The following is a 25,357-nucleotide window of genomic DNA, read 5'->3' as shown; positions in this document are numbered from 1 at the left end:
CGCGAATTGGAAGCGTTTTATCACAGGCCGTGCTTGATTGTCGTTTTAATCATTGTCCAGAAAATGGCATCGGCCGCTGACAGGCGAAGCGGATTTTTAATAAACTGCAGCAGCGCAGAATACCTGCGCTGCTGCAAGCGGGTTGAGTTATACGAGCGGTCCTCCGGCTTTTTCAATGTTTTCGGTATTAGAGAATTTTTTGAAATTCTTTTTGAATGCATTCGCCAAGTGGATCGCTTTTTCCTCGTATTCGTTTTCATCTGTCCAAGTTTTAGCCGGGTCAAGCACTTGATCAGGCACACCCGGAACATGGACCGGTGAATGAAGTCCGAAAATGCGGTCAGTCTTCATTTCGGCGTTATCCAGTTCTCCTTCTATCGCAGCCTGAACCATCGCTCTCGTATAAGCGAGGCTCATTCTTTCCCCTGTTCCGTATCCGCCGCCGGTCCAGCCTGTATTGACGAGAAAGACGCTGACGCCGTGCTCATCGATTTTTCTTCCGAGCATTTCAGCGTACACATGTGCAGGGAGCGGAAGGAACGGGGAACCGAAGCAGGTCGAGAATGTGGCTTCAGGAGCGGTGATCCCGCGTTCGGTGCCGGCGAGCTTGCTTGTATATCCGCTCAGGAAATGATACATGGCTTGTTCTTTCGTTAACTTGCTGATCGGAGGAAGCACGCCGAAAGCATCTGCCGTCAGAAATACAATGGTCTGCGGGTGTGCTGCGATGCTCGGCTTGACGATGTTGTCAATCGCATCAATCGGGTAAGCCGCTCTCGTGTTTTCCGTATAGAATGCGTCGGAATAGTCCGGCTCCCCGGTTTTGCCGTCAACCACGACATTTTCAAGAACGGAACCGAAGCGGATCGCATTGTAAATCTGCGGTTCTTTTTCTTTGCTTAAGTTAATGCACTTGGCGTAGCAGCCTCCTTCAATGTTGAAAACGCCTGTGCTGGACCAGCCGTGTTCGTCGTCACCGATCAGCTTCCGTTTCGGATCGGCGGAAAGCGTCGTTTTGCCTGTGCCTGACAATCCGAAGAAGAGAGCTGTTCCGCCTTCCTCGCCAATGTTTGCCGAACAGTGCATCGGTAAAATGTTTTGTTCAGGAAGAAGATAATTCATAATAGAAAAAATCGATTTTTTCATCTCTCCGGCATATTCGGTGCCTCCGATTAAAATCGTACGCTTTTCAAACGACACGATGATAAATGTTTCAGATCTGGTCCCGTCAATGAGCGGATCGGCTTTGAAATGCGGAGCGGAAAGAATCGTAAACGGCTGTTCTTCAGGTTTTTTATCATGTTCTTCAGGTCTGATGAACAACTGTCTTGCAAACAGGTTGTGCCAGGCGAACTCGTTGACAACTGTAATCGGAAGCCGGTATTTTTCGTCTGCTCCTGCAAACCCTTCAAATACATACAATTCATCGCGTTCCTTTAAATAGCTGAGCACTTTTGTGTACAGCCGGTCAAAGGCGGCTTCTGAAATCGGCTGGTTTACTGCGCCCCAATCGATTTTGTCCTTTGTGCTCGCTTCTTCCACAATGAATTTGTCTTTTGGCGAGCGGCCGGTGTATGTACCGGTTGTAGCCCGCACGGCTCCGGAAGATGTTAAGACTCCTTCTTTGCGTTCAAGGACTTTTTCAACCAAAAGGGGAACGGATAAGTTCAGCTGAACGTTTTCGCCCATTAATAACGTTTGTAAGTCAGTTGTTAAATCTACAGAATTCATAAAAAACCTTCCTTTGCGTGTTTTTTAATGTGTATAACATTAATGTAGAATTAGTATAACACATTTACTCTTATAGTCTATACCGTTTCTTCATTTTTCGTTCGGGTTTTTTCTCGAAAGACAAGTTTAAATTTATTGCGGCCGATATTGACATAACAAGCCATTTTAAGATAAGATATTTCATTGAGCGGATACTCTTATCCCGAGCTGGTGGAGGGACAGGCCCAATGAAACCCAGCAACCGGTTTCTCTTATTAATGGAAAAAAACAGTTTCTGAGACAACTACGGTGCTAACCTGATGCAAGGTGTTCAATACCTTGAGCGATAAGAGTGAAAGGCACGCAATACCAGACCCTTTCCTCAGCGAATAGGAAAAGGTTTTTTTATTGCATAAATCGAGATCCAAAAATTGCTAAAAAAACTGCCTTCAGGAGGAAGGTACTCGGCGTTTTTCACAGGACGTGAAAGGTTTTAGCCGAGTATCAAGCAGGAGGAAGGTACTGGGCGTTTTTCACAGGACGTGAAAGGTCTAGCCGGGCAGCCAGTCAGGAAAAATTCTATTAAGAGGAATTTTGACTTAGAATCTCGTCAAGAATAGCATATGGAAATTGTTTCAAAACGAGAGCGTATGAAGCCCGAGTATCGTCATATAATCAAGAGGGACGAGATCCGTATCATACTTAAGATCACGGCTGATCTTCATATACAGGAGGAAACATAAATGAGCAAAAACCGTCGGTTATTTACATCAGAGTCAGTTACGGAGGGACATCCGGACAAAATTTGCGACCAGATTTCGGATAGTATATTAGACGAAATTTTAAAGAAAGATCCGAATGCCCGCGTTGCCTGTGAAACATCTGTGACAACCGGATTGGTGCTGGTAAGCGGTGAAATCACGACGTCCACTTACGTCGATATTCCGAAAACAGTCCGCGAAACGATTAAAGAAATTGGCTACACACGTGCAAAATACGGTTTTGATGCCGAAACTTGCGCGGTCTTAACGTCTATAGATGAACAGTCGCCAGATATTGCAATGGGAGTCGACCAGGCGCTTGAAGCGCGTGAAGGAGCAATGAGCGACGCTGAAATTGAAGCGATCGGAGCCGGAGACCAAGGTTTAATGTTCGGTTTTGCCTGCAACGAAACAAAGGAACTTATGCCTCTGCCGATTTCGCTTGCTCATAAATTGTCTCGCCGTTTGACAGAAGTCCGCAAAGAGGAAATTCTGCCGTATCTTCGTCCGGACGGAAAGACACAGGTAACTGTTGAGTATGATGAGAACAACAAGCCGATTCGCATCGATACAATTGTCATTTCGACTCAGCATCACCCTGAGATTTCGCTTGAACAAATTCAGCGCAATCTGAAAGAGCATGTCATCAACCCGGTAGTGCCAAAAGAGCTGATCGATGAAAACACGAAGTACTTCATTAATCCTACGGGCCGTTTTGTTATCGGAGGACCGCAGGGGGATGCCGGTTTAACAGGACGCAAAATCATCGTTGACACCTATGGCGGATATGCCCGTCACGGCGGCGGAGCGTTTTCCGGTAAGGATGCGACAAAGGTTGATAGATCTGCAGCTTATGCTGCGAGATATGTAGCGAAAAATATCGTCGCCGCAGGCCTTGCTGATTCCTGTGAAGTGCAGCTTGCCTACGCGATCGGTGTCGCACAGCCGGTATCCATTTCAATCGATACATTCGGTACAGGCAAAGCCAGTGAAGAAACATTGATCGAAGTGGTTCGCAAAAACTTTGATCTAAGACCTGCCGGCATTATTAAAATGCTCGATCTTCGCCGTCCGATTTACAAACAAACGGCAGCTTACGGACATTTCGGCCGCCTCGACCTCGATCTGCCTTGGGAGCGCACAGACAAAGCGGATCAGCTGAAGAAAGATGCATTAGGAGAATAACAACCGCATAGCCGCTTTCATAAGCGGCTTTGTTTTTCGATGGCAAAAAGCGGGCGGATGTGAAACGTTTTTCTTTAAACACTTGTCTAATCAAGAAGCAGACTTTGATTTCTGCACGAAATTTAAAAAATCGGAGGCAATACTATGTGTGGATTTGTAGGGGTATTCAATCATCGCCCATCATCCGAGACAGCAGCCCAGGAAGAACTGATTAAACAAATGAATGAAATGATTGTACACCGCGGTCCGGACGATGATGGGTACTATCATGATGAGCATGTAGGCTTCGGATTTAGAAGGCTCAGCATCATCGATGTGGAAAACGGAGGACAGCCTCTGTCTTATGAAGATGATTCCTATTGGATTATTTTTAATGGAGAAATCTATAACTATATAGAACTGAAAGACGAACTTATTTCAAAAGGATACGAGTTCAAAACCGATTCAGATACGGAAGTTTTGCTTGCGACTTACCGCCACTACAAACAGGAAGCTGCTTCCAAGCTGCGCGGAATGTTTGCTTTTTTAATCTGGGATAAAAAAGAACAGCTCCTATACGGAGCGCGCGATCCGTTCGGCATTAAGCCGCTCTATTTTACGAAAACGGACGGCCATGTTTATTTTGCGTCAGAAAGAAAGAGCCTAATGGCTGTTGATGCCGATTTGGAATTGAATGAAAAAGCGCTTCAGCAGTATACGTCGTTCCAATTTGTACCAGAGCCTGAGACGCTTGACAAAAAGGTGCAAAAAGTAGAACCGGGCCATCAGTTTACTGTCCGCCCGGGCGAGGATATTCAATTTAAAACATACTGGAAAGTTCAATTCAAGCCTGTTCAGACCGAAGAAGACAAGCTTGTTCAGGAAGTAAGAGACGCGATCTTTGATTCCGTAAAAGTCCATATGCGAAGCGATGTGCCTGTAGGTTCCTTCCTTTCCGGAGGCATCGACTCTTCTTTTATCGTGTCGGTGGCGAAGCAATTTCATCCCAACTTAAAAACGTTTTCTGTCGGCTTTGAACATGAAGGCTTCAGCGAAGTTGACGTTGCGAAAGAAACCGCTGATAGGGTCGGCGTGGAGAACTTCAGCGCGATCATTTCCCCTGAAGAATATATGAACGAGCTTCCAAAGATCGTCTGGCATCTGGATGATCCGTTGGCAGACCCTGCTGCAATTCCTTTGTATTTTGTCGCGAAGGAAGCGAAGAAGCAAGTTACGGTTGTTTTGTCCGGAGAAGGAGCAGATGAGCTGTTCGGCGGTTACAATATTTACCGGGAGCCGCTTTCATTAAAGCCGTTTGAACGAATTCCGTCCCCGCTGAAAAAGATGCTTCTGCACGTAGCTTCAGCGATGCCGGAAGGAATGAAAGGGAAAAGCTTTTTAATGAGGGGCTGTACACCTCTTGAAGAGAGATATATCGGCAACGCAAAGATTTTTGAAGAAGGCATGAAATCAAAACTTCTTCGCCAGTATGACAGCAACCTCTCTTACTGTGACGTGACAAAGCCATATTTTGAAGAAAGCAAGTCCTACAGCGAAATTAACAAAATGCAGTATGTCGATATCCACACATGGATGCGCGGTGACATTTTGCTGAAAGCCGACAAAATGACGATGGCCAATTCACTGGAACTCCGCGTTCCGTTTTTGGACAAAGTCGTATTTGAAGCGGCTTCCAAAATTCCGGAAGAGCTGAAAACGAAAAACGGCACGACAAAATATCTGCTTAGAAAAGCGGCGGAAGGCATCGTTCCAGATCATGTCTTAAACCGCAAAAAGCTAGGGTTCCCTGTGCCGATCCGCCACTGGCTGAAAAACGAAATGCATGACTGGGCCGTGAACATCATTAAAGAGAGCGAGACAGACGCATATATCCATAAAGATTACGTGCTTCAGCTTCTTGAAGACCACTGCGCCAACAAAGCGGATAACAGCCGTAAAATCTGGACGGTTCTCATCTTTATGATCTGGCACAGCATTTTCGTTGAAAAGCGCTTTGTACCGGAAGAACTGAACCATCAGCCAAAAGAAGTCATTATCGTTTAAGTGAAAAAAGAAGGTTTTCGTTAATCGAAAACCTTCTTTTTTTATGCCGGTTTTTCAGCTGATAAATCTGCTAGCACACGTTCACATTCGGAGAAGAGATTGTCAAAAATCACTTCCCACGACTGGGTAAGGGCATAGCTTCTCGCATCGTATGACATCCGTTTTTTTAACGGCACATTGGAGAGGACGCGCAATATATTTTCGGTGAATGCATCCGGATTTCCAGGTTCGGAAAGAAAACCGTTTCTTCCGTTTTGTATAAAGTCTTTCAGGCCGCCGGAATCTGCCCCGATAACAGGCGTCCCGCAGGCGAGCGCTTCAAGCGCGGAATTTCCGAAGGTTTCCGTCGGAGAAGGAAAGACGAACAAATCTGAGCTTGCATAAATGCTTGCCAGCTCTTCTCCTTTGACATAGCCGGCAAAAGTCATATTGAGGGGAGCCCGCTTCTCAAGCTCTTTTTTTAACGGGCCGTCTCCCGCGATCAGCCAGTGGACGCCATCTTTCAAATTGGGGTGACTTGCGATCTTGAGCAGCGTCTCCAAATCTTTCTCAGGTGCAAGCCTTCCGACATAGCTGAGGATATAGGTTTCCTTTATGCCGTATCGCTTGCGGATGTGTTCGGTTTGATGCGCCGGACTGAACAGCGAGCAGTCCACGCCGCGCTTCCAGATGGAGAGGTTCCTGAATTGTTTGGCTTTGAGCTGCATAAACGTTTCGCGCGAAGGGACAAAAATTTTTCGAAAATCTTTATGAAACCAGTGCATATATTTCCATAATAATTTGGAAAACATTTGAAGATCATAATATGAAAGGTACTGGTCAAAATCGGTATGGTAAGAGCCTACGACAGGGATGTTCCATTTCTTCGCAAGCTTGAGCCCTGCCAGGCCGATATTAAAAGGAGTCGCGATGTGAATGAGATCGGGATTGAATTCGCGGAGTTCTGATTTCATTTTGATGAGATTAGGAAGAGCGATTCTGCACTCGGGGTATAAGAAGAACGGCATGCTCGTAAAACGGCGGATGCGGCTCGAAAATTGTGTTTCATGCGTGCTTTCCGGCGCAAATACTTTATAGGGCATCCCGTTTTTTTCAAGATAATCCGTATACCTTTTCAGCGTTCTGGCGCATCCGTTCACATCCGGTGTAAAAGTGTCCGTAAATATCGCAATTTTCATCGTTTCCCCTCCTGTTTGTGATGTAAAAAATCAGTGACGCTTTGGAAGAAACGGCCGGCTTAGAAAACCATCGCCGACAAAGTTCCGACTGATATCCCGAGGGCCGTCCCTGCCAGAACATCCGAAGGATAATGAAGACCGAGATAAATTCTGGAGAGTCCCACACTGATGCCTACCGGAATTAATAAAAGCGCGAGTATCGGAAAGAATATCATTAGCGGTGTAATGACGGAAAATGCCGCGGTCGTATGGCCGGATGGAAAAGAATGATCCTTGAGCGGATTTTGCAAAACCTGTGTTTCCTTTAGCGTTAAATACGGCCGCTTTCTTGGATACAGCTTTTTGATCAGCATGACTTGAAGGTGGCTGACCAAAAGTGCAATGGCGCTGGCGATCCCCGCTGTACGAACACTTCCGGATCCGAACAGCAAGAGAGACAGGCAAGCGGAAATCGTGCAGAATGCCCCTCCCAGATGTGTTGAGGAACGAAAGTAACGGTTTAGTGCTTTTTGGTGAAATAAGCTGTTCATACCGAGGAAGACCCGGCATTCAAAGTTGTAGATGCCGACCATCAGTTTATTCAAATGTCATAACCCCCTTTACATGAATGGCTGCTTCATGTTTATTGTAAAAAATGAATGTTTAGCAAATGATAAGTATTTGTAAAGATTTCGGAAAAGAAAAAAGCCGCAGACGCGTGCGGCCGAAAAGGTTATTGCTTAAATTATCGGTGGAAAAATGGTAAAGTTGTAGCAAAGCTAATCTTTTTTTTGCAAGGATTTGTAGTATTGTCCTTTTTCAATATATTCTTTGCGAATTCTTTCCATTTCCTGTTTATCCTTGTCGGTTAACGGGCGGATGACTTTAGCGGGCCTGCCGAATGCGAGGTGCCCGGCCGGGATCTTTTTGCCAGGCGGGACAAGACTGCCTGCCCCGATAAAAGCGCCTTCCCCGACTTCCGCTTCGTCAAGAATAACCGACCCCATTCCGATAAGGGCATGCTTTCGTATCACGGAGCTGTGCAGTGTAACCTGATGGCCTACCGTCACACCGTCTTCAATCACAAGAGGGCGCTCAGGGCTTTGGTGCAGGCAGGAAAGGTCTTGAATGTTCACGCCTTTTCCGATCCTGACCGGGGCGACATCGCCGCGGATAACCGAAGAGAACCAGATGCTTGATTGCTCTCCGATTGTTACATCTCCGGTGATGACCGCGTTGTCGGCGATAAACGCCGTTTCATGAATAACAGGTTCCGTTTTTTTATAAGGGTAGATCATTGGTTTCATCCTTTCATTTATAAAATTGTGTGAGGTGGTCAGCATGTGGTGCATGGAAGCGGAAAGACCTGTTGCTTCAATCGTCATCATTCACGGTGCATGTGAGCATCACGGGCGGTATAAATGGCTGTCCGAAATGTGGCGTTCATCCGGGTTTAATGTCGTCATGGGGGATTTGCCCGGACAGGGAACTTCGACAAGAGAAAGAGGACATATACGCTCGTTTCAAGAATATATTGATGAAGTGGACAAATGGGTCGCCAGGGCGAAAGCATTTGAACTGCCTGTATTTATGCTCGGGCACAGCATGGGCGGCCTGATCGCGATCGAGTGGTTTAAGCAGCAGCAAAGCGGCATTGCCGGTCTCATTTTATCATCCCCTTGTCTCGGGCTGCAATTAAAGCCGAACAAATTTTTGGACTGGATTTCCAAAGGGCTCAACGTTTTGGCTCCGTCCATGCGGTTTGAATCCGGGATCACGCCTGATAAAGCGACGAGAAACAAAGAAGTCATCGAAATGGACATCAACGATTCATTATATATCACAAAAGTTTCTGTCAGATGGTATCAAGAAATGTTAAAAGCGTTGAAAAGCGCGATGGAGCCGACGGACGCCTTTCTCAACATCCCGCTCTTTGTCATGCAGGCGGGCACAGACTGGCTTGTCGACAAAAAAATGGTCGTCAAGTGGTTTAACGAGCTTGCTTCTCACAATAAGACGTACAGGGAATGGGAGGGCTTATACCACGAAATTTTTAATGAGCCTGAGCGGGAAGACGTTTTTAAAGCGGCCACAGCGTTTGTGGAACAGTATATGACATAATGGAGGTGCATTCTTTGGCAGTACCGGAGCATCCTTTTGGATTAATGGCTAAAGTATACAGAGAAGTTTTTCCCCTTGTTCATCAGGAGTTGGACAAGTGGAAACGAAAAGCTGAAACGATTCAAAATCCCGAGCTGAAAACGCAGGCGAAAGCCAGCATCAGGGATAAAACCTTTCACTGTGAAGGCGGCGGCATTATGGCCCTCCTTTCAGGCGATAAAATCGAGCAGTCGATCCGGTTTATTACGGCGTATCAGACGATAAGCGACTATCTCGACAATCTATGCGACCGGAGCACCTCGCTTGACCCGGATGATTTTTCCATGCTTCATCAGTCAATGAAAGACGCGCTGACCGTCGGGGCTGAATTGAAGAACTATTACCGGTTCAGGGAAGACCAGGATGATCAAGGCTATTTGCACGACTTAGTGAAAACGTGCCAAGACGTGCTTGCGGAAATTGAGAACTATGATCTGATCAAGCAGCACCTGCTTGAGCTTTGCAGCTATTACTGCGATCTGCAAGTTCATAAACACGTTGTGGAGCATGAGCGTGTCCCCCGGCTCGAAGCGTGGTTTGAGAATTATAGATCGGCCTTGCCGAAAATGGAATGGTACGAGTTCTCAGCCTGTGCGGGTTCAACGCTCGGCATCTTCTGCCTCGTATCGTATTCCGTCCGTTCCGATTTTACTGAATCGATGGCCGGAAAGATCCGCGACAGCTATTTTCCGTACATACAGGGACTGCACATCCTGCTCGATTATTTAATTGACCAGGAGGAAGACTTAATCGGCGGAGATTTGAATTTCTGCACGTATTACCCATCACATTCAGATATGATGGAAAGGCTCGAATATTTCATCGAAATGGCGGATGAACATTTGCGCGGGATTCCGCACGAAAACTTTCACCGTTTGATCAACAGAGGTCTTCTGGGTGTTTATTTATCAGACGATAAGGTCGCGGGTCAAAAGGAAATCGGCCGGCTGGCGAAGCGCCTTATTAAAGCGAGCGGAAAAACTTCCTACTTCTTCTATATCAACGGAAGGGCCTACCGCAAAATTCAAAAAATGCCGTGGATGAAAAGCTCGTAAAGAAAAGCTCAAACCGTTCATCGGCTTGAGCTTTTGCTGTTTACAAGCTTTCCATCCGGTATTGTTTTTCAAGTACAAAACGCTTATTATACCGGAAGCTTTTTTCCCATTTTGAAACAACGATGCAGGCGACAGCATGACCCGGCACGTTCACGCCTGTTCGCGCCATGTCCATCACGCGGTCCACTCCCGCGATAATCGCGACTCCTTCAGCGGGAAGGCCGACTGCGTTGGCGGTAGCCAGAAGGACGACGAGCGAGCCAGATGGAACGGCGGCGATCCCTTTGCTTGTCATCACTAGCACGAGCATCATGAGCAATTGCTGTGAAATGCTCATGTCTATATTGAAAGCCTGCGCCAAAAAGATACAAGCGACAGATAAATATAGGCTGGAGCCGTCACAATTCAGCGATAAGCCTGAAGGAACCACAAAGGAAACGACCCGTTTTGGGCAGCCGTATTTCTCCATGCGGTCCATCAGCTGCGGCAAGACTGTTTCTGTGCTCGTAGTGGAGAACGCGATCAGAAACAAATCCCAAATCATTTTCAGGACTTCGAAGTATTTAATTTTAAAAATAAGACCGACAATCGGAAATAAAACAAAAAGAACGAGAAACAGTCCGAGAAAAACAGTGCCGACTAATTTTAACATAGGAAGCAGGAGTTCGATGCCGTATTGCCCGACGGATGCGGCCATAAGAGCAAGCACGCCGATAGGGGCTGTAACCATAACCATCTGCGTCAGTTTGAACATGATATTGGCAACAGACTCAAAAAATTTCATGACAGGCTCTGAGGCTTTGCCGATCCCGGCAGCTGCGACGCCGAACAATATCGCAAAGAAGATCACGGCAAGCAAATCATTTCTGGCCATGACGTCAACGATGTTGGTAGGAATAATATCGAGGATCATTTGTTTAAGATCGACCACTTTTTCCGTGTAGCCTGAGAGCTCGCCGATATCTTTTTTGGCCAAATGGGAGAGGTCAAGGCCGACGCCGGGCTTTAGCACATTAGCCAAAAGCAGCCCGAGTCCGAGCACGAACGTCGTAATCACTTCAAACCAAATAATCGTCTTGATGCCGAGACTGCCCATTTTTTTCATGCTTCCGCTTCCGGCCGCTCCGATGACGATTGTAGAAAAAACGATCGGAACGACGATCATTTTAATCAAGCGGATAAATCCGTCTCCGACGGGGCGCAGCGCCATTCCGAAATCAGGGAAAAAGTGTCCGATCACTGCTCCAATGGCGAGTGCGATCAAAATTTGATAAGCGATAAATTTTTTCAAAGCGAAATCCCTCCGTATTTTACATGAGTTTTCAATAATTTCGTGACAAAGAGTGAAACACCTTTTCTTTTTAGAAAATTGCGAAAAATTTCTTATATTTTATTTTGATATCGCTTACATTATGTTTGGATGAAAAAAATCCTCCTAATGGAGGATTTTCAAGATATCATTTTTGAGCCGCTATTTTCTTTTCAATCGCAATGATAAAAGGCGGATCGTTTCGCTGGTTTAAATATTGGTAACAGAGGGCGCGGGCAGTATCTTGGTCGAGTGATGTGCAAAATTCGAGCAGGGCGTCCTTTTCCCGCTTTCCTTCGGGATGGCCATGGTAGACGACCAGAACGATCAGCCCCTCATTTTTCAGGATTTTGAGAAGCTGCTTGATGCTGGCGATGGTTGAATCGCTTTTTGTCGTCACCGATTTGTCGCTTCCCGGAAGATACCCGAGGTTAAACACAGCTGCTGCCACCTTGCCTGAGATGTCGTCAGGAAGCGAAGTGATGAGCTCATCATGGCTTTTTTGAATCAATGTCACCCGGTCTTTGTACTCGTTTCCAAGTCTTTCGGCAGTATTCATAAGAGCTGTTTCTTGAATATCAAAGGCATAGACATGTCCGTTTTCACCGACAAGTTCTGCTAAAAAATACGTATCATGTCCGTTTCCCATTGTCGCATCAATGACGATGTCTCCTTCGCCTGCGGCTGTTTTCAGCAGTTCTTTCGCATACGGGAGGATCTTCTTGAGCTTCATGTGGCGATGCCTTCTTTCTCTTTGTTGAACCATTTCCCCTGATAGCTGCCGCGCCTTTCCAGTTCTCCATTGATGGCATTTAAGACTTCCCATTTATTGACGCTCCACATCGGTCCGACCATCAATTCGATCGGTCCGTCACCCGTAATCCGGTGAATGATCATTTCCGGCGGAAGAATTTCAAGCTGATCGCAAACAAGCTGGACATAATCATCTTGCGAAAGGAACGTTAATTTTCCTTTTTCATACTGCTTCACCATTGGCGTTCCCTTTAACAGGTGAAGCAGATGGATTTTAATCCCCTGCACATCCAAATCGGCGACCGCTTTTGCGGTTTCCATCATCATGCCGCGGTCTTCGAGAGGCAGCCCGTTAATGATGTGAGAGCAGACGCGGATACCGTGTTTCCTCAGCTTGTTCACGCCTTCTACATAGCAGTCGAAATCATGGGCACGGTTGATCAAATCAGCCGTCCGTTCATGAACGGTTTGAAGGCCGAGTTCCACCCAGAGGTATGTTCGTTCATTAAGCTCGGCAAGATATTCGACAACATCGTCAGGAAGACAGTCCGGCCGGGTTGCGATTGAAAGGCCGACTACGCCGTCGAGGCCGAGGACCGTTTCGTATTTTTCGCGAAGAACGCTGACAGGAGCGTGCGTATTCGTAAATGCTTGAAAGTACGCCATGTATTTGCCGTCTTTCCATTTTTCATGCATTCTGTCGCGGACTTCATTAAATTGGGTCAGCAGATCGTCGGCTCGGTTTCCCGCAAAGTCTCCGCTCCCTGCGGCGCTGCAAAATGTGCATCCGCCGTGTGCGACCGTGCCGTCGCGATTCGGGCAGTCAAAGCCTCCGTCAAGGGCGACTTTAAACACTTTATGACCGAAATGATTTCGTAAATGATAATTCCATGTATGATATCGTTTTTCACTGTTCGTATATGGAAAAGGGTTGTTTTGATGCAAACAAAAGGACCTCCTTTTAGTATTACGCATCCTAAAATTGTAGCAAATAAACACGATAAGAACAAACCGATTCCCAATTATTTTCTTCAATGATCACGGCTGTGATGGTCAAACTAATCACGATGGATTTTTCCATTAAGGAGGGGTTTTCTTTGGCTACAAGACAATCCGTCGGAGAGCACATCCAAAGAAGCGAAGATGCTTATGATTATGCTTTATCTCAATTTGAAACTGCAAGCAGGCAGGAACATTACAATGAGACAGAGTACAGCGATGCGCAGCTGATGCTTGAAAACGCGGTCAATGAATTAAACAAGCTTTCGCTGTTTGCCAATGAGCAACAAAGGGAGGAAATTCACCGCAAAAGGCTTCAGCTGCAAACCCTTCAAAACAATATGATTCTGCAGAGATCGTATGAAAGATGAACCCTTTTTGAAAGGGTTCATTTTTTTGAAAAAAGTGATTGACAAAAAAGGACGATGTATTTAATGTATTAGGTGTACTATATCGAGTAATACAATTAACACACACATGTAAAGGAGTAATACTCATGAGTGATAAACATAAAAAAATAACGCCGATGGTGGTCGTGGCGTTTATCATTGCCTGTTCGTTCTTGTTTGTTCTTGCGAAGCTGGGCTATATAATTCAAGAAAATTTGGGATACGTGTTTTTTTAAAAGTGAATGACCTGAGATTGAACGAGAAAGAAGGGAGATAGATGATTCAAATCGATCCGAGAAGCTCTACCCCGATCTATGAGCAGATTATCCAGCAGATGAAAGAGCTTTGCTTAAAAGGGATAATCAAGCCTGGAGATAAACTTCCTTCTGTCAGAGAGCTTGCAACCATTATCATTGCAAACCCGAATACTGTCAGCAAAGCCTATAAAGAACTTGAACGGGAAGGAATAATTGAAACGTTGAGGGGGAGAGGAACGTATATTTCAGAAAACGCGAAAGTTACGCTTGATGAAGGGAAGATTGCGATGATTAAAGAGCAGTTAAAGCAGCTGATCATCGATGCGCATTACGCTGGGATCGACACTAAAAAGCTGCAGGAGTGGATGGCGGAAATCGACAAAGAAGTGAGAGGAGGGGAAGTGAATGATTGAGCTCAAATCTGTATCAAAAACCATTGACGGAAAACAAATACTCAAAAACATCTCCTTTAAGCTTGAGGAAGGAGAGATTTTCGGACTGCTCGGCAGAAACGGCTCAGGGAAAACGACGCTTCTCCGCCTGATTCAGCAAATCCTGCTGCCTGATGAGGGAGATATCTACTTCGGCAGCGTCAAGGTGAAGGACCATCCGCTCGTCAAGCGCAATATCGTCTATATGCCCGTTCAAAACACCTATTTCGAAAAATACAATTACAAACAGCTCGTCAATATTTTGCGAAACATTTATCCTGACTTTGATGTTACATACGCTAATGAATTAATGAACCGCTACGATATTCCCGAAACAAAAAAGTACAGGGAATTGTCTACAGGATTGAAAAAGCAAATGTCGCTGATCTTGTCATTTGCGATCCGGCCGGCGGTCATCCTGCTCGATGAACCGACAGACGGCATTGATGCCGTCACAAGACAAGATGTTCTCCAGCTGATGGTCGATGAAGTGGCTGAAAACAACACGACGATTCTCATCACATCCCACCGGCTTGAGGATATTGAAAGAATGTGCAACCGAATCGGTTTTCTCGAAGACAATACATTGTCGAACATCATGGATCTTGATGAACTGAAAGGCGATTTTATTAAAATCCAAATGGCATTTGAAGAAGATGTCAATTTGAAAATCAGGGAAAGGGAAATCCCTGTTTTGGATCACACCGGCGTGTTTTATACGGTGTTGATTCCGAAAGCAGACGATGTGAGCAAACAATTTCTAAAAAGTTTGTCTCCGAAAGTTTGGAACGAGCTTCCGGTCAGTCTTGAGGAAGTATTCATCGCGAAGTATGGAGGTAAGCGAAGATGGTAGACCGCGGACTTTTATATAAAGAGTGGAAACAGCATTTCTGGATTTTTTTAGTTGTGTTTGCAGCGGTGATGCTGAGTGAACCGTTTTCGATTTTAAATGATTATTTTCAGTATCAAGGATGTCTTGCGGAACAGAAAAAATTTCCCGATATAGAGTGCGTTTTATATAAAGATTATGAGATAAGCGGGGTCATGAGAATGTTCTGGATTGGCGGAGTCGCGCTTGCACTCAGCCAGATCGGGTTTGAACGGAGCAGAGGAACGCTTGATTTCACACTCGGGCTCCCTTATAGGCGAGGCATCATTTTCAATACGAAATATTTCTTGGGTATTACAATTCTTTTAACAGCCCAGCTATTATCTTACTTGTTATCTTATGCCTTAGTTGTTTTGTATAAGGTTGACGTCGTCAACTTTCACGAGTATTTTATCGGATCGGTCATATTCTGCTTTATGGTCTACTCGCTTGTCATGGCGGCGGGCGCGATGACCGGCAATCCGCTGGCCCAGATGATTGTTGCTTTTTCAACGTCGATTCTGCCTTATTTGCTGATCGGCCTTCCGATGGCAAACTTGCAGATTATCATGAGTTTCTTTGGGGTTAATTCTGCTTTATTTTCTCAGGATTCATATTTTTTAAATTATATAACGCCGATTGTGTACCTCGACGGTTTCGGCGTCCATAACGGCGGCTTGGCCTTTACGCTGTTGATTCCGCTGGTCATGGGGATCTTGTTTTATATAATCGGCTATTTTTGCTTTATCAAACAGCAGCTTGAACGGAACGGACATTTTTTTCTCTGGAGAAAAATGGATCGCCCGATTCAAATTCTCGTGATTTTATTTGGCATCTGGGGATTCGGCGCAGCCACTTCTTCTAGCCTGTTCAGCTATATCTTCGGTATGTTGATCGGTTCGGCAGTCGGATTCTTAATCAGTTACTTCTTGATTTTCAAAAAAATAAAACAGCTGTAATCCATAATGGAGAGGAGATTTACAAATGATCAGTGTAGAGCATATTCACCACTCATTTAAAGTCGGCAAAAAGGGGAGGGAAAATGAAATTAAAGTGTTAAAGGATGTCTCGCTTACCGTTGAAAAAGGCGAAATCGCCTGCATTGTCGGACGGAGCGGTTCCGGAAAATCGACGCTGTTGAACTTGATTTCCGGCTATATCGCCCCGACAAAAGGTAAGATCGTCATTGACGGTACGGATGTCACAAAGTACAGCGAAAAAGAATGGGCGGCATTCAGGCTTGAACATTTCGGCTTCATCTTTCAAAGTTTTCAGCTGATTCCGAGCTTGACGACTTACGAAAACATCGAACTGCCTCTGACTTTAAAAGGTGTTCATCCGTCTGAGCGGAAGCAGCGCGTCAATGAGATGCTTCACCGCGTCGGCCTTGAAAACCACGCTGGACACTATCCGAATGAGCTTTCAGGCGGACAGCAGCAGCGCGTCAGCATCGCCCGCGCTTTGATTTTGAATCCGTCAATCATTTTAGCCGACGAGCCGACCGGAAGCCTGGACTCCGAAACAGAACAGGAAATCCTCGAATTCATTCGGCAGCTGAACAGGGAGCGCGGTATTACATTCGTCATCATCACGCACGATGACGAGGTGGCATCGATCGCCAAAACGAAATTTCAGTTATCTGACGGCGTGTTAGAGAAAGGGGAAGAGACTGTTGAAGTTTAAGGATCAGTTGAAGTTCATTAGAAGAAATATGAAGAAAAACCGCCTGCGTGTATTCATGACCATTCTCGCAACAACGGTGGCCTGCGCGTTTTTAATCGTGCTCGCATCGGTCGGATTCGGACTGCAAAAATCGATGACTGAACAGCTGATGAAAGAACAGATTGTCACTGAAATTCAGGTTGTCGGAAAAGAAGGAAAGAGCGATCGGAAAGTTCAAAAGAAAGACTTGAAAGAATTCGAAAATCGCAAAGATGTGTCCGCGATTATCGAGCGCACGCAGGTGTTCGCACCTGCTGAAGCAAAGTTGGGCAACAGGACAAACAATCAAATGTCGAATATCACGATTACTGACATGGCTGCTGAACAAAAAGCCAATATTAAACTCGATCGCGGCCGCGTAGCGAAAACACCGAATGAAATCGTCGTCGGCTACCATTTCGGGAAGAATCTCTGGACGAAAAAAGAAGCCCAAGATTATGAAAAGCAGATGGAAAATAATGCTGAGGAAGTAAAAGAACCAAAAGGATACGCAGAAGATATTCTCGGCAAAACAATTGAATTAAAGATCTCAAAAATGGATGAAAAAACAGGAGAAGAAGGGAAAGCGAAAACATATGATCTGAAAGTTGTCGGAGTGACGAAAAAACCTTCTTATGAATGGGCAAGCGATTCAACGGTCTATGTCAGCAACGACATGCAAAAAGACATCACCGGATTTCTGAAGGCGGACAAAGACAACGGCACGATCGAAAAAAAGCTTTCGGTTTACGCGGATAATTTTGAACATGTCGGACAGCTGACAACAGATTTGGAGGATGAAGGCTACTACGTCGATTCAATAACGAAAAAACTCGAAAGCATCAATCTGTTTTTCATGGCTTTTAAAATCGGTCTGATCTTTGTCGGAGTCATTGCCGTTTTGATTTCAGCCATCGGGATTTTCAACACGATGACAATGGCGGTTACAGAACGGACGCAGGAAATCGGGATTATGAAAGCGATCGGGGCCAGCCCGAATGTGATCCGCCGAATGTTCCTGCTGGAAAGCGCCTATATCGGCATCTTAGGATCTGTTTTAGGTATTATCATTTCATACGGTGTCAGCTTTTTAGTGAACAAGATTATTCCTGTCATTTTATCATCGGTTTCAGAAGGAGAAGCGAGTGCGGCAGAGCTCAGCATCACCTTCTCGCATATTCCGGTCAGCCTTGTACTCATCGCCACCTTGATCAGTGCAGGCGTCGCCATTCTTTCAGGCCTGAATCCGGCCATTAAAGCGACAAGAACGAACGTGCTGACAGCATTAAGAAGAGAGCTTTAAGAAAAAAGCTGGCGGTATGCCGGCTTTTTTAACGTTTCGGAGGTCTGTACCCCGCATCACGCGCCTCCTGTTCTGTGCAGAACCAGCGGGCGACGTTTTTCGTGCGGTCATAATATGTACTTCCCGGTGTATGATAAATATGGTTGACGCTTCCTTTGATTTTGCACTCCTGTTTGCTTTCACCGCTGTTTTTCTTAGGGGAGGGCGCGCTGTGTGACGTTCCGGCCTGAGCGGTGGCGTTCTTTTCTTTTACAGTGGCTTCGGTACTGCCGCTTTTTTCTTCAGTTTTAGCCAGTTTTTCTGACAGCGATTTTGTTTTTTTCGTAAGCGAGTCTTTTTCTTTTGTCAGTTTTTCATTTTCTTTTTTTAATGTGTCATTCTCCGTTTTGGCTGCCTTCAGTTTTTCGTTTGCTTGATTGAGCTGCTGCTTTAATGCGGTTTGCTCCTTTTGTACAGCGCTGTGTTCAGTTTTCAGTTCCTGAAGCTCGGTTGTCAGGTCCTCTGTTTTTGTCTCATCGATGGCATATGTTTCCTCACTGTAATAAGGCGCAGAGATGATCAGGAGGAGAAGTCCGCCTGCAAAACAAGGATAAAAGAGTTTTCTGGAAAACCTTTTGCCTGGAGAAAAGATTCTTCTGATCAAATGAAATACAAGATAGCAGATGGAAAAAATAAAGGATAAAAACCCGATCAGCATGATAGATTCCATGATTCGTCTCCTTTCGTGTTTGATAACTATATTTTAGCTTAAAAAGAAAAAAATGTTTATACCAAAAAACTTCTTGCAAATCTAAATATTCAAACGTAAAATAAAGAAATCATTTAAAAAACCGAATATGCAGCTTATAAAGAGAGATGGAGGGACTGGCCCGGCGAAATCTCAGCAACCTGCAGCAGAGCAAGGTGCTAAATCCAGCAGAATGTCAGGCGCATTCTGAAAGATAAGTTGAACAACTCTTTCAGGCGCTGAAAGAGTTTTTTTTATTTTGGAGGAGGAGATATACATGAACAAGATATTAAAATGGACTTCCGTGCTGGGACTGGCCTTGAGCATGGCGCTTCTGACCGCATGCGGAAACAATGCCGAAAGCGATGGTAAAACGATCAAAATAGGCGCTACTGCAGGACCGTATTACGATATGGTCAAAAAAGCGATTCAGCCTGAACTTGAGAAAAAAGGCTACAAAGTTGAAGTGGTCGAATTCACCGACTATGTACAGCCGAACACGGCGTTAAGCGAAGGCGAACTCGACGCCAATTTGTTTCAACATGAGGTTTTTATGAAATCATACAATCAAGAAAACAATAAACATCTTGCTGCACTCATTTCTGTGCCGACCGCTCCGATGGGTCTCTATTCTGCCAAATATAACGACTTGAACGATGTCAAAAACGGGGCGGAAGTGGCTGTTCCAAACGATCCGGCCAATGCCGCCAGGGCATTTTTAACGCTCCAGGATCAGGGGCTGATTCGGCTGAAAAGCGATGTCGACACATTGAAAGCCTCTGTGCAGGATATTGCGGAAAATCCGAAAAAGCTGACATTTAAACAGCTTGAATCTGCCAATCTTCCAAGAGCGGTCGATGACCTGGATATCGCGGCTGTCCCGGGTAATTTCGCTCTCTCCGCTAATATGAAGTTGCAGGACGCGCTGGCGCTTGAGAACATGCCTGACCGCTACCGCAATCAAGTGGTAGTGGATGAAAAAAACAAAGACAAGCCATTCGCCAAAGATCTCAAAGAAGCGGTAAAATCCAAAGCTTTCGAAGATGCGATCGATCGGGAATTCGCCGGTTTCGGAAAGCCAAAATGGATGACGCAATCATAAAAAAATTCCCCCTTTAAAAAGGGGGTTTTTTATGTTGAAAATCGAAATCGTGTCAATTGAAAAAAATGGGCAAAACGAATAGAATCTAGAGGGAATGCTAAAGAGAAAGAAGGAAACGCTATGCCGCGCACATTATGGCTTTTGGTCATCGGAATGTTTATCAATGTCACAGGGGCATCTTTTTTATGGCCGCTGAATACCATCTATATCCATCAGCATTTGGGAAAGTCGCTGACAGCGGCCGGATTTGTGCTGATGCTGAACTCAGGGGCAAATGTGCTGGGCAACCTGTTCGGAGGATATTTATTCGATAAAATCGGCGGATTTAAAACGGTCGTACTTGGAATTGTGATCACGTTTGCGAGCCTTTCAGGCCTCGTCTTTTTTCACGAGTGGTTCCAATACATTCTTTTCTTAACATTGGCCGGTTTTGGATCAGGGATCGTGTTTCCGGCATGCTATGCAATGGCCGGATCGGTTTGGCCGGAAGGCGGCAGAAAGCCGTTCAATGCTGTATACGTGGCGCAAAATGCAGGGGTGGCAGTTGGTTCAGCGCTCGGCGGAATTGTCGCGTCTTTTTCATTTACGTATGTTTTTCTGGCGAATGCGATGCTGTATGCCGTCTTTTTCATGATTGCGATTTTCGGATTTAGACGCATCCGGTCTGAAAAAGCCATGCAGTCTTCTGTTTTGGATCATGCCGATTCAGTCAGCGGGAAATCTAGATTCTCCGCGCTTTTGGTTATATGTACGGGCTACCTGCTCGGCTGGGTCGCTTATTCGCAATGGTCCTCGACCATCGCTTCACACACCCAGGAGCTGGGGATATCTCTTGGGCAGTACAGCGTACTTTGGACAGTGAACGGGGCGCTCATTGTTTTCGGTCAGCCGCTGATTGGTTTTTTTGTGAAACGGTTTGCCGAATCGCTGAAAAACCAAATCGTGATCGGATTTGTCATTTTTATGATGGCATACGGAATTTTGTTTGGCGCTGAACGGTTTCCGGCGTTTCTTGCCGCGATGGTTGTGCTAACCATTGGCGAAATGCTTGTATGGCCGGCTGTGCCGACAATCGCCAACCGCCTCGCTCCGAGGGGAAAAGAAGGGTTTTATCAAGGGTTTGTCAACAGTATGGCGACCGGCGGAAGAATGATCGGGCCGCTTTTTGGCGGAATGCTGGTTGATTATTTCAATATGCAGCTTTTGCTTGCGGTTCTGCTCGTATTGCTGCTGTTCGCAATAGGAACGGCGTTTTTATACGACAGGAAGGAAAAGCAGCTCTCCGCTCAATCAGATGCATAAGTGGTATAGAAAAAATAGGTAATTGTAATTATATGAAAATGAATCGAAGGAATCAAGATTATCAACCAAATCTTCACATATAATGGAAGAAACAAGCTTTTTTTCTTCTCAGACAGAACACATTTTCTGTATGGTAGTATCGAATATCATCGCAAGGGGTCTAGGGGGGCTGCTCGATGGCCTGAAGTCGCTTGACTAAACTAAGGGCTTTAGGAAGGTGATGAAGATGCTGCATCAAGTTTTGGTTGCTTGTTTGATTGGAGGGATTATGGGGGTTCTCGGGCACGTTAAAAAAAGAGGGCGCCTCGAGAAACCGAGAACAACGAAACGATTCATTTACCTTGGATTTTTTGAAGATATTCTTGTCGGAATGGTTGCTTCTATTTTGCTTGTTTTATCTGCGGAACCTGATTCTGGAATTCAGCTTGTCGTGTTATCGATCATTGCCGGCTACGGCGGTGAAGCTGTATTGAGAAGCTTTGACTTTGTCAGAGAACAGCAGGCAAATGTACAGAACTCCGAACGGCAAAACAAATCTCCACACGATTAAGATCCTCACTCTTACCCTTTTTTCAGCACATTCCCATTGTATACAAACCTGCTTGCACTTATGAACAGAATTCTATAAAATACAGATAAGATTACGGTTACGGCAAGAACAGTGAAGAGGAGCAGTAAGAAGCCCATTTTGTTTCAGAGAGTTGACGGCTGGTGAAAGTCAATCAAATGAGCTTCCGAACTCGCCTCAGAGTTGCAGCAGTGATGAGCTGCTGCCGCGTATCTGCGTTACAGATATCAAGTGAGTGTGCCCCATGCACACTAACAAGGGTGGTACCGCGGGAAATCTCTCGTCCCTTCTTAGGGATGGGAGAGTTTTTTTGATTTTAGAATAATCTGAATATAACGCTGCCAGTCCCGTCCATACTTGAAGACAAAGAAGCCGTACTCATATTCAAAGGAGGTTTTTACAATTGAGTTTTGACCATCAAACAATCGAGAAAAAGTGGCAGGACTATTGGCTTAAAAATAAAACGTTCGCCACGCGTGAAGATAAATCCAAACCGAAATTTTATGCATTGGACATGTTTCCGTATCCGTCAGGCGCAGGCCTTCACGTCGGACACCCTGAAGGCTATACGGCAACTGACATTTTGTCCCGCATGAAACGGATGCAAGGGTACAATGTCCTCCATCCGATGGGCTGGGATGCATTCGGGCTTCCTGCGGAACAATATGCGCTGGATACGGGAAACGATCCTGCCGTCTTTACCGAGCAGAACATTGACAACTTCCGCCGCCAGATCAGAGCGCTCGGCTTTTCGTATGACTGGGACAGAGAAGTCAATACAACAGATCCGGACTACTATAAATGGACGCAGTGGATTTTCTTAAAGCTTTACGAAAAAGGTCTCGCTTATGTAGATGAAGTCCCTGTAAACTGGTGTCCTGCGCTTGGAACCGTTCTTGCCAATGAAGAAGTCATCGACGGCAAAAGCGAACGCGGCGGCCATCCTGTAGAACGCCGTCCAATGAAGCAGTGGATGCTGAAGATTACCGCTTATGCCGACCGTCTGCTTGAAGATCTGGAAGAACTCGACTGGCCGGAAAGCATCAAAGAGATGCAGCGCAACTGGATCGGCCGTTCCGAAGGGGCGCATGTTCATTTTGCGGTCGACGGCACAGACGAAACGTTTACGGTTTTCACAACGCGACCTGATACATTATTCGGTGCCACATATGCCGTTTTGGCTCCGGAGCACGATTTGGTTCAAAAAATCACGACGCCTGAACAGCAAGACGCGGTCGACGCCTATATCGAAGAAGTTCAATCAAAGAGCGACTTGGAGCGGACAGACCTTGCCAAAACAAAGACAGGCGTCTTCACAGGTTCTTACGCCGTCAATCCGGCAAACGGGGAAAAAATTCCGGTATGGATCGCGGACTATGTCTTGGCTACATACGGAACCGGAGCGGTCATGGCCGTCCCTGCCCATGATGAGCGGGACCACGAATTCGCATCAGCATTCGGGCTGCCGATCAAAGAAGTCGTCAAAGGCGGAGATGTTGAGAAAGAAGCTTATACAGGCGACGGCGAACACATCCATTCAGATTTTCTGAACGGCCTTGATAAAGCGGCTGCGATCGAAAAAATGATTCAGTGGCTTGAGGAAAACGGGAAGGGCGAGAAAAAGGTAACATACCGCCTCCGCGACTGGCTGTTCAGCCGTCAGCGCTACTGGGGCGAGCCGATCCCGGTCATCCATTGGGAAGACGGCACATCGACTCCGGTTCCTGAAGAAGAGCTGCCGCTGATCTTGCCGAAAACGTCGGAAATCAAACCGAGCGGAACGGGTGAGTCCCCTCTTGCGAACATTAAAGAATGGGTGGAAGTGACAGACCCTGAAACAGGCAAAAAGGGAAGACGCGAAACGAATACGATGCCGCAATGGGCGGGAAGCTGCTGGTACTTCCTGCGCTACATCGATCCGAAAAACCCGAACGAACTGGCTTCTCCTGAAAAATTACAGGAATGGCTTCCTGTCGATATGTATATCGGAGGGGCGGAACACGCCGTTCTTCACTTATTGTATGCGCGCTTCTGGCATAAATTCCTTTATGACATCGGGGTCGTTCCGACGAAAGAGCCGTTCAAACAGCTTTATAACCAAGGAATGATTCTTGGTGAAAACAACGAAAAAATGAGCAAATCCAAAGGCAATGTCGTCAATCCGGACGAAATAGTGGAGACTCATGGTGCGGACACGCTCCGGCTGTACGAAATGTTCATGGGGCCTTTGGATGCATCGATCGCCTGGTCAACGACAGGACTTGACGGCGCCCGCCGCTTCCTTGACCGCGTATGGCGTCTGTTCATCGATGACAATGGCGGGTTAAACGAGAAGATCGTTGAAGGAGCCGGCGAAACGCTTGAGCGCGTCTACCACGAAACGGTCATGAAAGTAACAGACCATTTCGAAGGTCTGCGCTTCAATACAGGTATTTCTCAGCTGATGGTCTTCATCAATGAAGCATATAAAGCTGATCAGCTTCCGAAAGAATACATGGAAGGCTTCGTGAAATTGCTGTCTCCTGTTGCGCCTCACTTGGCTGAAGAGCTGTGGAGCCGACTTGGACATGAGGAAACGATCACGTATGAAGCATGGCCTGTCTATGATGAAGCAAAGCTCGTTGATGACGAAGTCGAAATCGTCGTTCAGCTGAACGGAAAGGTGAAAGCGAAGCTGAACGTTCCAGCCGACGCCGACAAAGAACAGCTTGAAGAGCTGGCGAAAAACAATGAAAAAGTAAAAGAACAGCTCGAAGGGAAAACGATCAGAAAAGTGATTGCTGTACCTGGAAAGCTTGTAAATATTGTCGCAAATTAATGGAAAAGCCCCTTCAATCCGAAGGGGCTTTTCAGCGTGCCGACAAACCCGCGCATTCGTTGGCAGGCCTGCTAAGCCGGTGCTTACGATAGGAGAAAAGATCAGGCGGCTAACCGCCTAACACCGCCGTCACCACATCCTGTGGAAGACCGCTCCGATGCTCGGCTTTCCCAGACTGCAAGGATTGCGGGACAAAGGATGACAAAATCCCAAAACTAAAAGCCGTTTTGGGATTTTTTTTAATAATCTGAAAGCCCTGTCATTCCGCCGAAAGGATGAAAATATTTCAGCCGTTCGCTTCGTTTCAAATGATCCATGACCGCTTAAAATGGGAAAAAAGGAGATGATGATGATGCATTTTTCCGATTTTTCCGTCGCACAGGTCAGAATCGCCCGGCCTACAGACCGTTTTGACGAAATCGTTGCGTTTTACGAAAAGGGGCTGGGCCTGAAAAAGCTTGGCGGTTTTTCCGGACATCAAGGGTATCATGGCGTCATGTTCGGCCTGCCGAATGTCCAATATCACCTTGAATTCACCTCCCATATTGGAGGCAGCCCTTGTCCGGCACCGACCAAAGACAATCTGCTCGTCTTTTATATTCCTGATCAGAAGGAAATCAAGAGTATTTTAAAAAGGCTCGCTGATATGGGCCATCACGAAGTGCCGCCAGAAAATCCGTATTGGAAGGACAAAGGGGCAACAGTGGAAGATCCGGACGGCTGGCGGATCGTGCTGATGAATACCGAAGGCATTTAGAT

General features: G+C 46.0%; 24 protein-coding genes, 2 riboswitches and 1 other annotated feature. Of the genes, 16 read left to right on the top strand and 8 right to left on the bottom strand.

The annotated features are described in order from the left end of the window. Positions 1–147: 147 nt before the first annotated feature. Positions 148–1,731: a phosphoenolpyruvate carboxykinase (ATP) gene (pckA, locus tag M1D67_RS16665; protein WP_025810968.1), complete on the bottom strand. Its 1,584-nt coding sequence runs from the start codon at positions 1,729–1,731 to the stop codon at positions 148–150. A 194-nt stretch (positions 1,732–1,925) separates the two neighbouring features. Next, a riboswitch (SAM riboswitch) is annotated at positions 1,926–2,063 on the top strand. A 390-nt stretch (positions 2,064–2,453) separates the two neighbouring features. On the opposite strand from pckA, the gene metK reads away from it, so the two are divergent. Next, positions 2,454–3,656: a methionine adenosyltransferase gene (gene metK / locus M1D67_RS16660; protein ID WP_003184586.1), complete on the top strand. Its 1,203-nt coding sequence runs from the start codon at positions 2,454–2,456 to the stop codon at positions 3,654–3,656. Positions 3,657–3,800: 144 nt separating this feature from the next. Beyond that, positions 3,801–5,699, top strand: a complete 1,899-nt coding sequence (asnB, locus tag M1D67_RS16655) for an asparagine synthase (glutamine-hydrolyzing) (RefSeq protein WP_023855828.1) — start codon at positions 3,801–3,803, stop codon at positions 5,697–5,699. A gap of 41 nt (positions 5,700–5,740) precedes the next feature. On the opposite strand, the gene M1D67_RS16650 is transcribed toward asnB, so the two are convergent. From M1D67_RS16650 to M1D67_RS16640, 3 genes are all read right to left on the bottom strand, one after another. Then, positions 5,741–6,877, bottom strand: a complete 1,137-nt coding sequence (locus M1D67_RS16650; RefSeq protein ID WP_144499125.1) for a glycosyltransferase family 4 protein — start codon at positions 6,875–6,877, stop codon at positions 5,741–5,743. A gap of 59 nt (positions 6,878–6,936) precedes the next feature. Further along, a complete protein-coding gene (locus M1D67_RS16645) occupies positions 6,937–7,461 on the bottom strand; it encodes a phosphatase PAP2 family protein (RefSeq protein WP_043054442.1) in 525 nt (174 codons plus the stop codon). Positions 7,462–7,635: 174 nt separating this feature from the next. Next, on the bottom strand, positions 7,636–8,154 hold the full coding sequence (locus M1D67_RS16640; protein WP_020452666.1) for a gamma carbonic anhydrase: 519 nt from the start codon (positions 8,152–8,154) through the stop codon (positions 7,636–7,638). Between the two features lie 43 nt (positions 8,155–8,197). Between M1D67_RS16640 and M1D67_RS16635 the strand changes: the two genes are divergently transcribed. Continuing rightward, on the top strand, positions 8,198–8,977 hold the full coding sequence (locus tag M1D67_RS16635; RefSeq protein ID WP_458117539.1) for an alpha/beta hydrolase: 780 nt from the start codon (positions 8,198–8,200) through the stop codon (positions 8,975–8,977). 14 nt (positions 8,978–8,991) lie between these two features. Next, complete coding sequence (locus tag M1D67_RS16630; RefSeq protein ID WP_020452664.1) at positions 8,992–10,071, top strand: tetraprenyl-beta-curcumene synthase family protein; 1,080 nt, start codon at positions 8,992–8,994, stop codon at positions 10,069–10,071. Positions 10,072–10,111: 40 nt separating this feature from the next. On the opposite strand, the gene gltP is transcribed toward M1D67_RS16630, so the two are convergent. The 3 genes from gltP to mnmL form a co-directional block, all read right to left on the bottom strand. Then, positions 10,112–11,362 (bottom strand): glutamate-aspartate/proton symporter GltP, encoded by a 1,251-nt coding sequence (gene gltP, locus M1D67_RS16625; protein WP_023855832.1) that lies wholly within the window; start codon positions 11,360–11,362, stop codon positions 10,112–10,114. Positions 11,363–11,528: 166 nt separating this feature from the next. Further along, complete coding sequence (gene mnmM, locus M1D67_RS16620) at positions 11,529–12,113, bottom strand: tRNA 5-(aminomethyl)-2-thiouridylate-methyltransferase MnmM (protein ID WP_043054441.1); 585 nt, start codon at positions 12,111–12,113, stop codon at positions 11,529–11,531. Next, positions 12,110–13,078, bottom strand: coding sequence for a tRNA modification radical SAM protein MnmL/YtqA (mnmL, locus tag M1D67_RS16615; protein ID WP_075212784.1), 969 nt, complete (start codon positions 13,076–13,078; stop codon positions 12,110–12,112). Before mnmL ends, mnmM begins: the two co-directional genes overlap by 4 nt. A gap of 152 nt (positions 13,079–13,230) precedes the next feature. On the opposite strand from mnmL, the gene M1D67_RS16610 reads away from it, so the two are divergent. The 7 genes from M1D67_RS16610 (at position 13,231) to M1D67_RS16580 (ending at position 18,081) form a co-directional block, all read left to right on the top strand. Then, a complete protein-coding gene (locus M1D67_RS16610) occupies positions 13,231–13,503 on the top strand; it encodes a YtzC family protein (protein ID WP_003184568.1) in 273 nt (90 codons plus the stop codon). 125 nt (positions 13,504–13,628) lie between these two features. Next, entirely contained in the window at positions 13,629–13,757 is a 129-nt protein-coding gene (locus M1D67_RS16605) for a hypothetical protein (RefSeq protein WP_458117538.1), read from the top strand. 41 nt (positions 13,758–13,798) lie between these two features. Next, on the top strand, positions 13,799–14,191 hold the full coding sequence (locus M1D67_RS16600; RefSeq protein WP_079289567.1) for a GntR family transcriptional regulator: 393 nt from the start codon (positions 13,799–13,801) through the stop codon (positions 14,189–14,191). Beyond that, entirely contained in the window at positions 14,184–15,062 is an 879-nt protein-coding gene (locus M1D67_RS16595) for an ATP-binding cassette domain-containing protein (protein WP_023855837.1), read from the top strand. The genes M1D67_RS16600 and M1D67_RS16595 overlap by 8 nt, the downstream gene beginning before the upstream one ends. Next, positions 15,056–16,036 (top strand): ABC transporter permease subunit, encoded by a 981-nt coding sequence (locus tag M1D67_RS16590; protein WP_128823570.1) that lies wholly within the window; start codon positions 15,056–15,058, stop codon positions 16,034–16,036. Before M1D67_RS16595 ends, M1D67_RS16590 begins: the two co-directional genes overlap by 7 nt. Positions 16,037–16,061: 25 nt before the next feature. After that, positions 16,062–16,760, top strand: coding sequence for an ABC transporter ATP-binding protein (locus M1D67_RS16585; RefSeq protein ID WP_035338160.1), 699 nt, complete (start codon positions 16,062–16,064; stop codon positions 16,758–16,760). Beyond that, on the top strand, positions 16,750–18,081 hold the full coding sequence (locus M1D67_RS16580; RefSeq protein ID WP_224066683.1) for an ABC transporter permease: 1,332 nt from the start codon (positions 16,750–16,752) through the stop codon (positions 18,079–18,081). Before M1D67_RS16585 ends, M1D67_RS16580 begins: the two co-directional genes overlap by 11 nt. A gap of 28 nt (positions 18,082–18,109) precedes the next feature. On the opposite strand, the gene M1D67_RS16575 is transcribed toward M1D67_RS16580, so the two are convergent. After that, the gene (locus M1D67_RS16575; protein ID WP_479831396.1) at positions 18,110–18,790 is read right to left on the bottom strand and encodes a sunset domain-containing protein; all 681 of its coding nucleotides are present in this window, start codon (positions 18,788–18,790) and stop codon (positions 18,110–18,112) included. A 131-nt stretch (positions 18,791–18,921) separates the two neighbouring features. Continuing rightward, a riboswitch (SAM riboswitch) is annotated at positions 18,922–19,029 on the top strand. 56 nt (positions 19,030–19,085) lie between these two features. Between M1D67_RS16575 and M1D67_RS16570 the strand changes: the two genes are divergently transcribed. The 5 genes from M1D67_RS16570 (at position 19,086) to M1D67_RS16550 (ending at position 25,355) form a co-directional block, all read left to right on the top strand. Continuing rightward, on the top strand, positions 19,086–19,910 hold the full coding sequence (locus M1D67_RS16570; RefSeq protein ID WP_020452655.1) for a MetQ/NlpA family ABC transporter substrate-binding protein: 825 nt from the start codon (positions 19,086–19,088) through the stop codon (positions 19,908–19,910). Positions 19,911–20,030: 120 nt separating this feature from the next. Continuing rightward, positions 20,031–21,212 (top strand): MDR family MFS transporter, encoded by a 1,182-nt coding sequence (locus M1D67_RS16565; RefSeq protein WP_020452654.1) that lies wholly within the window; start codon positions 20,031–20,033, stop codon positions 21,210–21,212. Positions 21,213–21,432: 220 nt separating this feature from the next. Further along, positions 21,433–21,762: a DUF4257 domain-containing protein gene (locus tag M1D67_RS16560; protein ID WP_016885609.1), complete on the top strand. Its 330-nt coding sequence runs from the start codon at positions 21,433–21,435 to the stop codon at positions 21,760–21,762. A gap of 102 nt (positions 21,763–21,864) precedes the next feature. After that, positions 21,865–22,071: a binding site (T-box leader), on the top strand. Positions 22,072–22,183: 112 nt separating this feature from the next. Beyond that, positions 22,184–24,598 carry a leucine--tRNA ligase gene (gene leuS / locus M1D67_RS16555; RefSeq protein ID WP_023855841.1) on the top strand — a complete coding sequence of 805 codons (2,415 nt, stop codon included), beginning with the start codon at positions 22,184–22,186 and terminating at the stop codon, positions 24,596–24,598. 349 nt (positions 24,599–24,947) lie between these two features. Then, a complete protein-coding gene (locus tag M1D67_RS16550) occupies positions 24,948–25,355 on the top strand; it encodes a VOC family protein (protein ID WP_101561200.1) in 408 nt (135 codons plus the stop codon). Positions 25,356–25,357 lie beyond the last annotated feature (2 nt).

This window comes from Bacillus sp. PK6-025 (assembly GCF_056530265.1).
The sequence above is the reverse complement of the archived record's forward strand: the minus strand, read 5'-3'. Positions and strand labels throughout refer to the sequence as shown.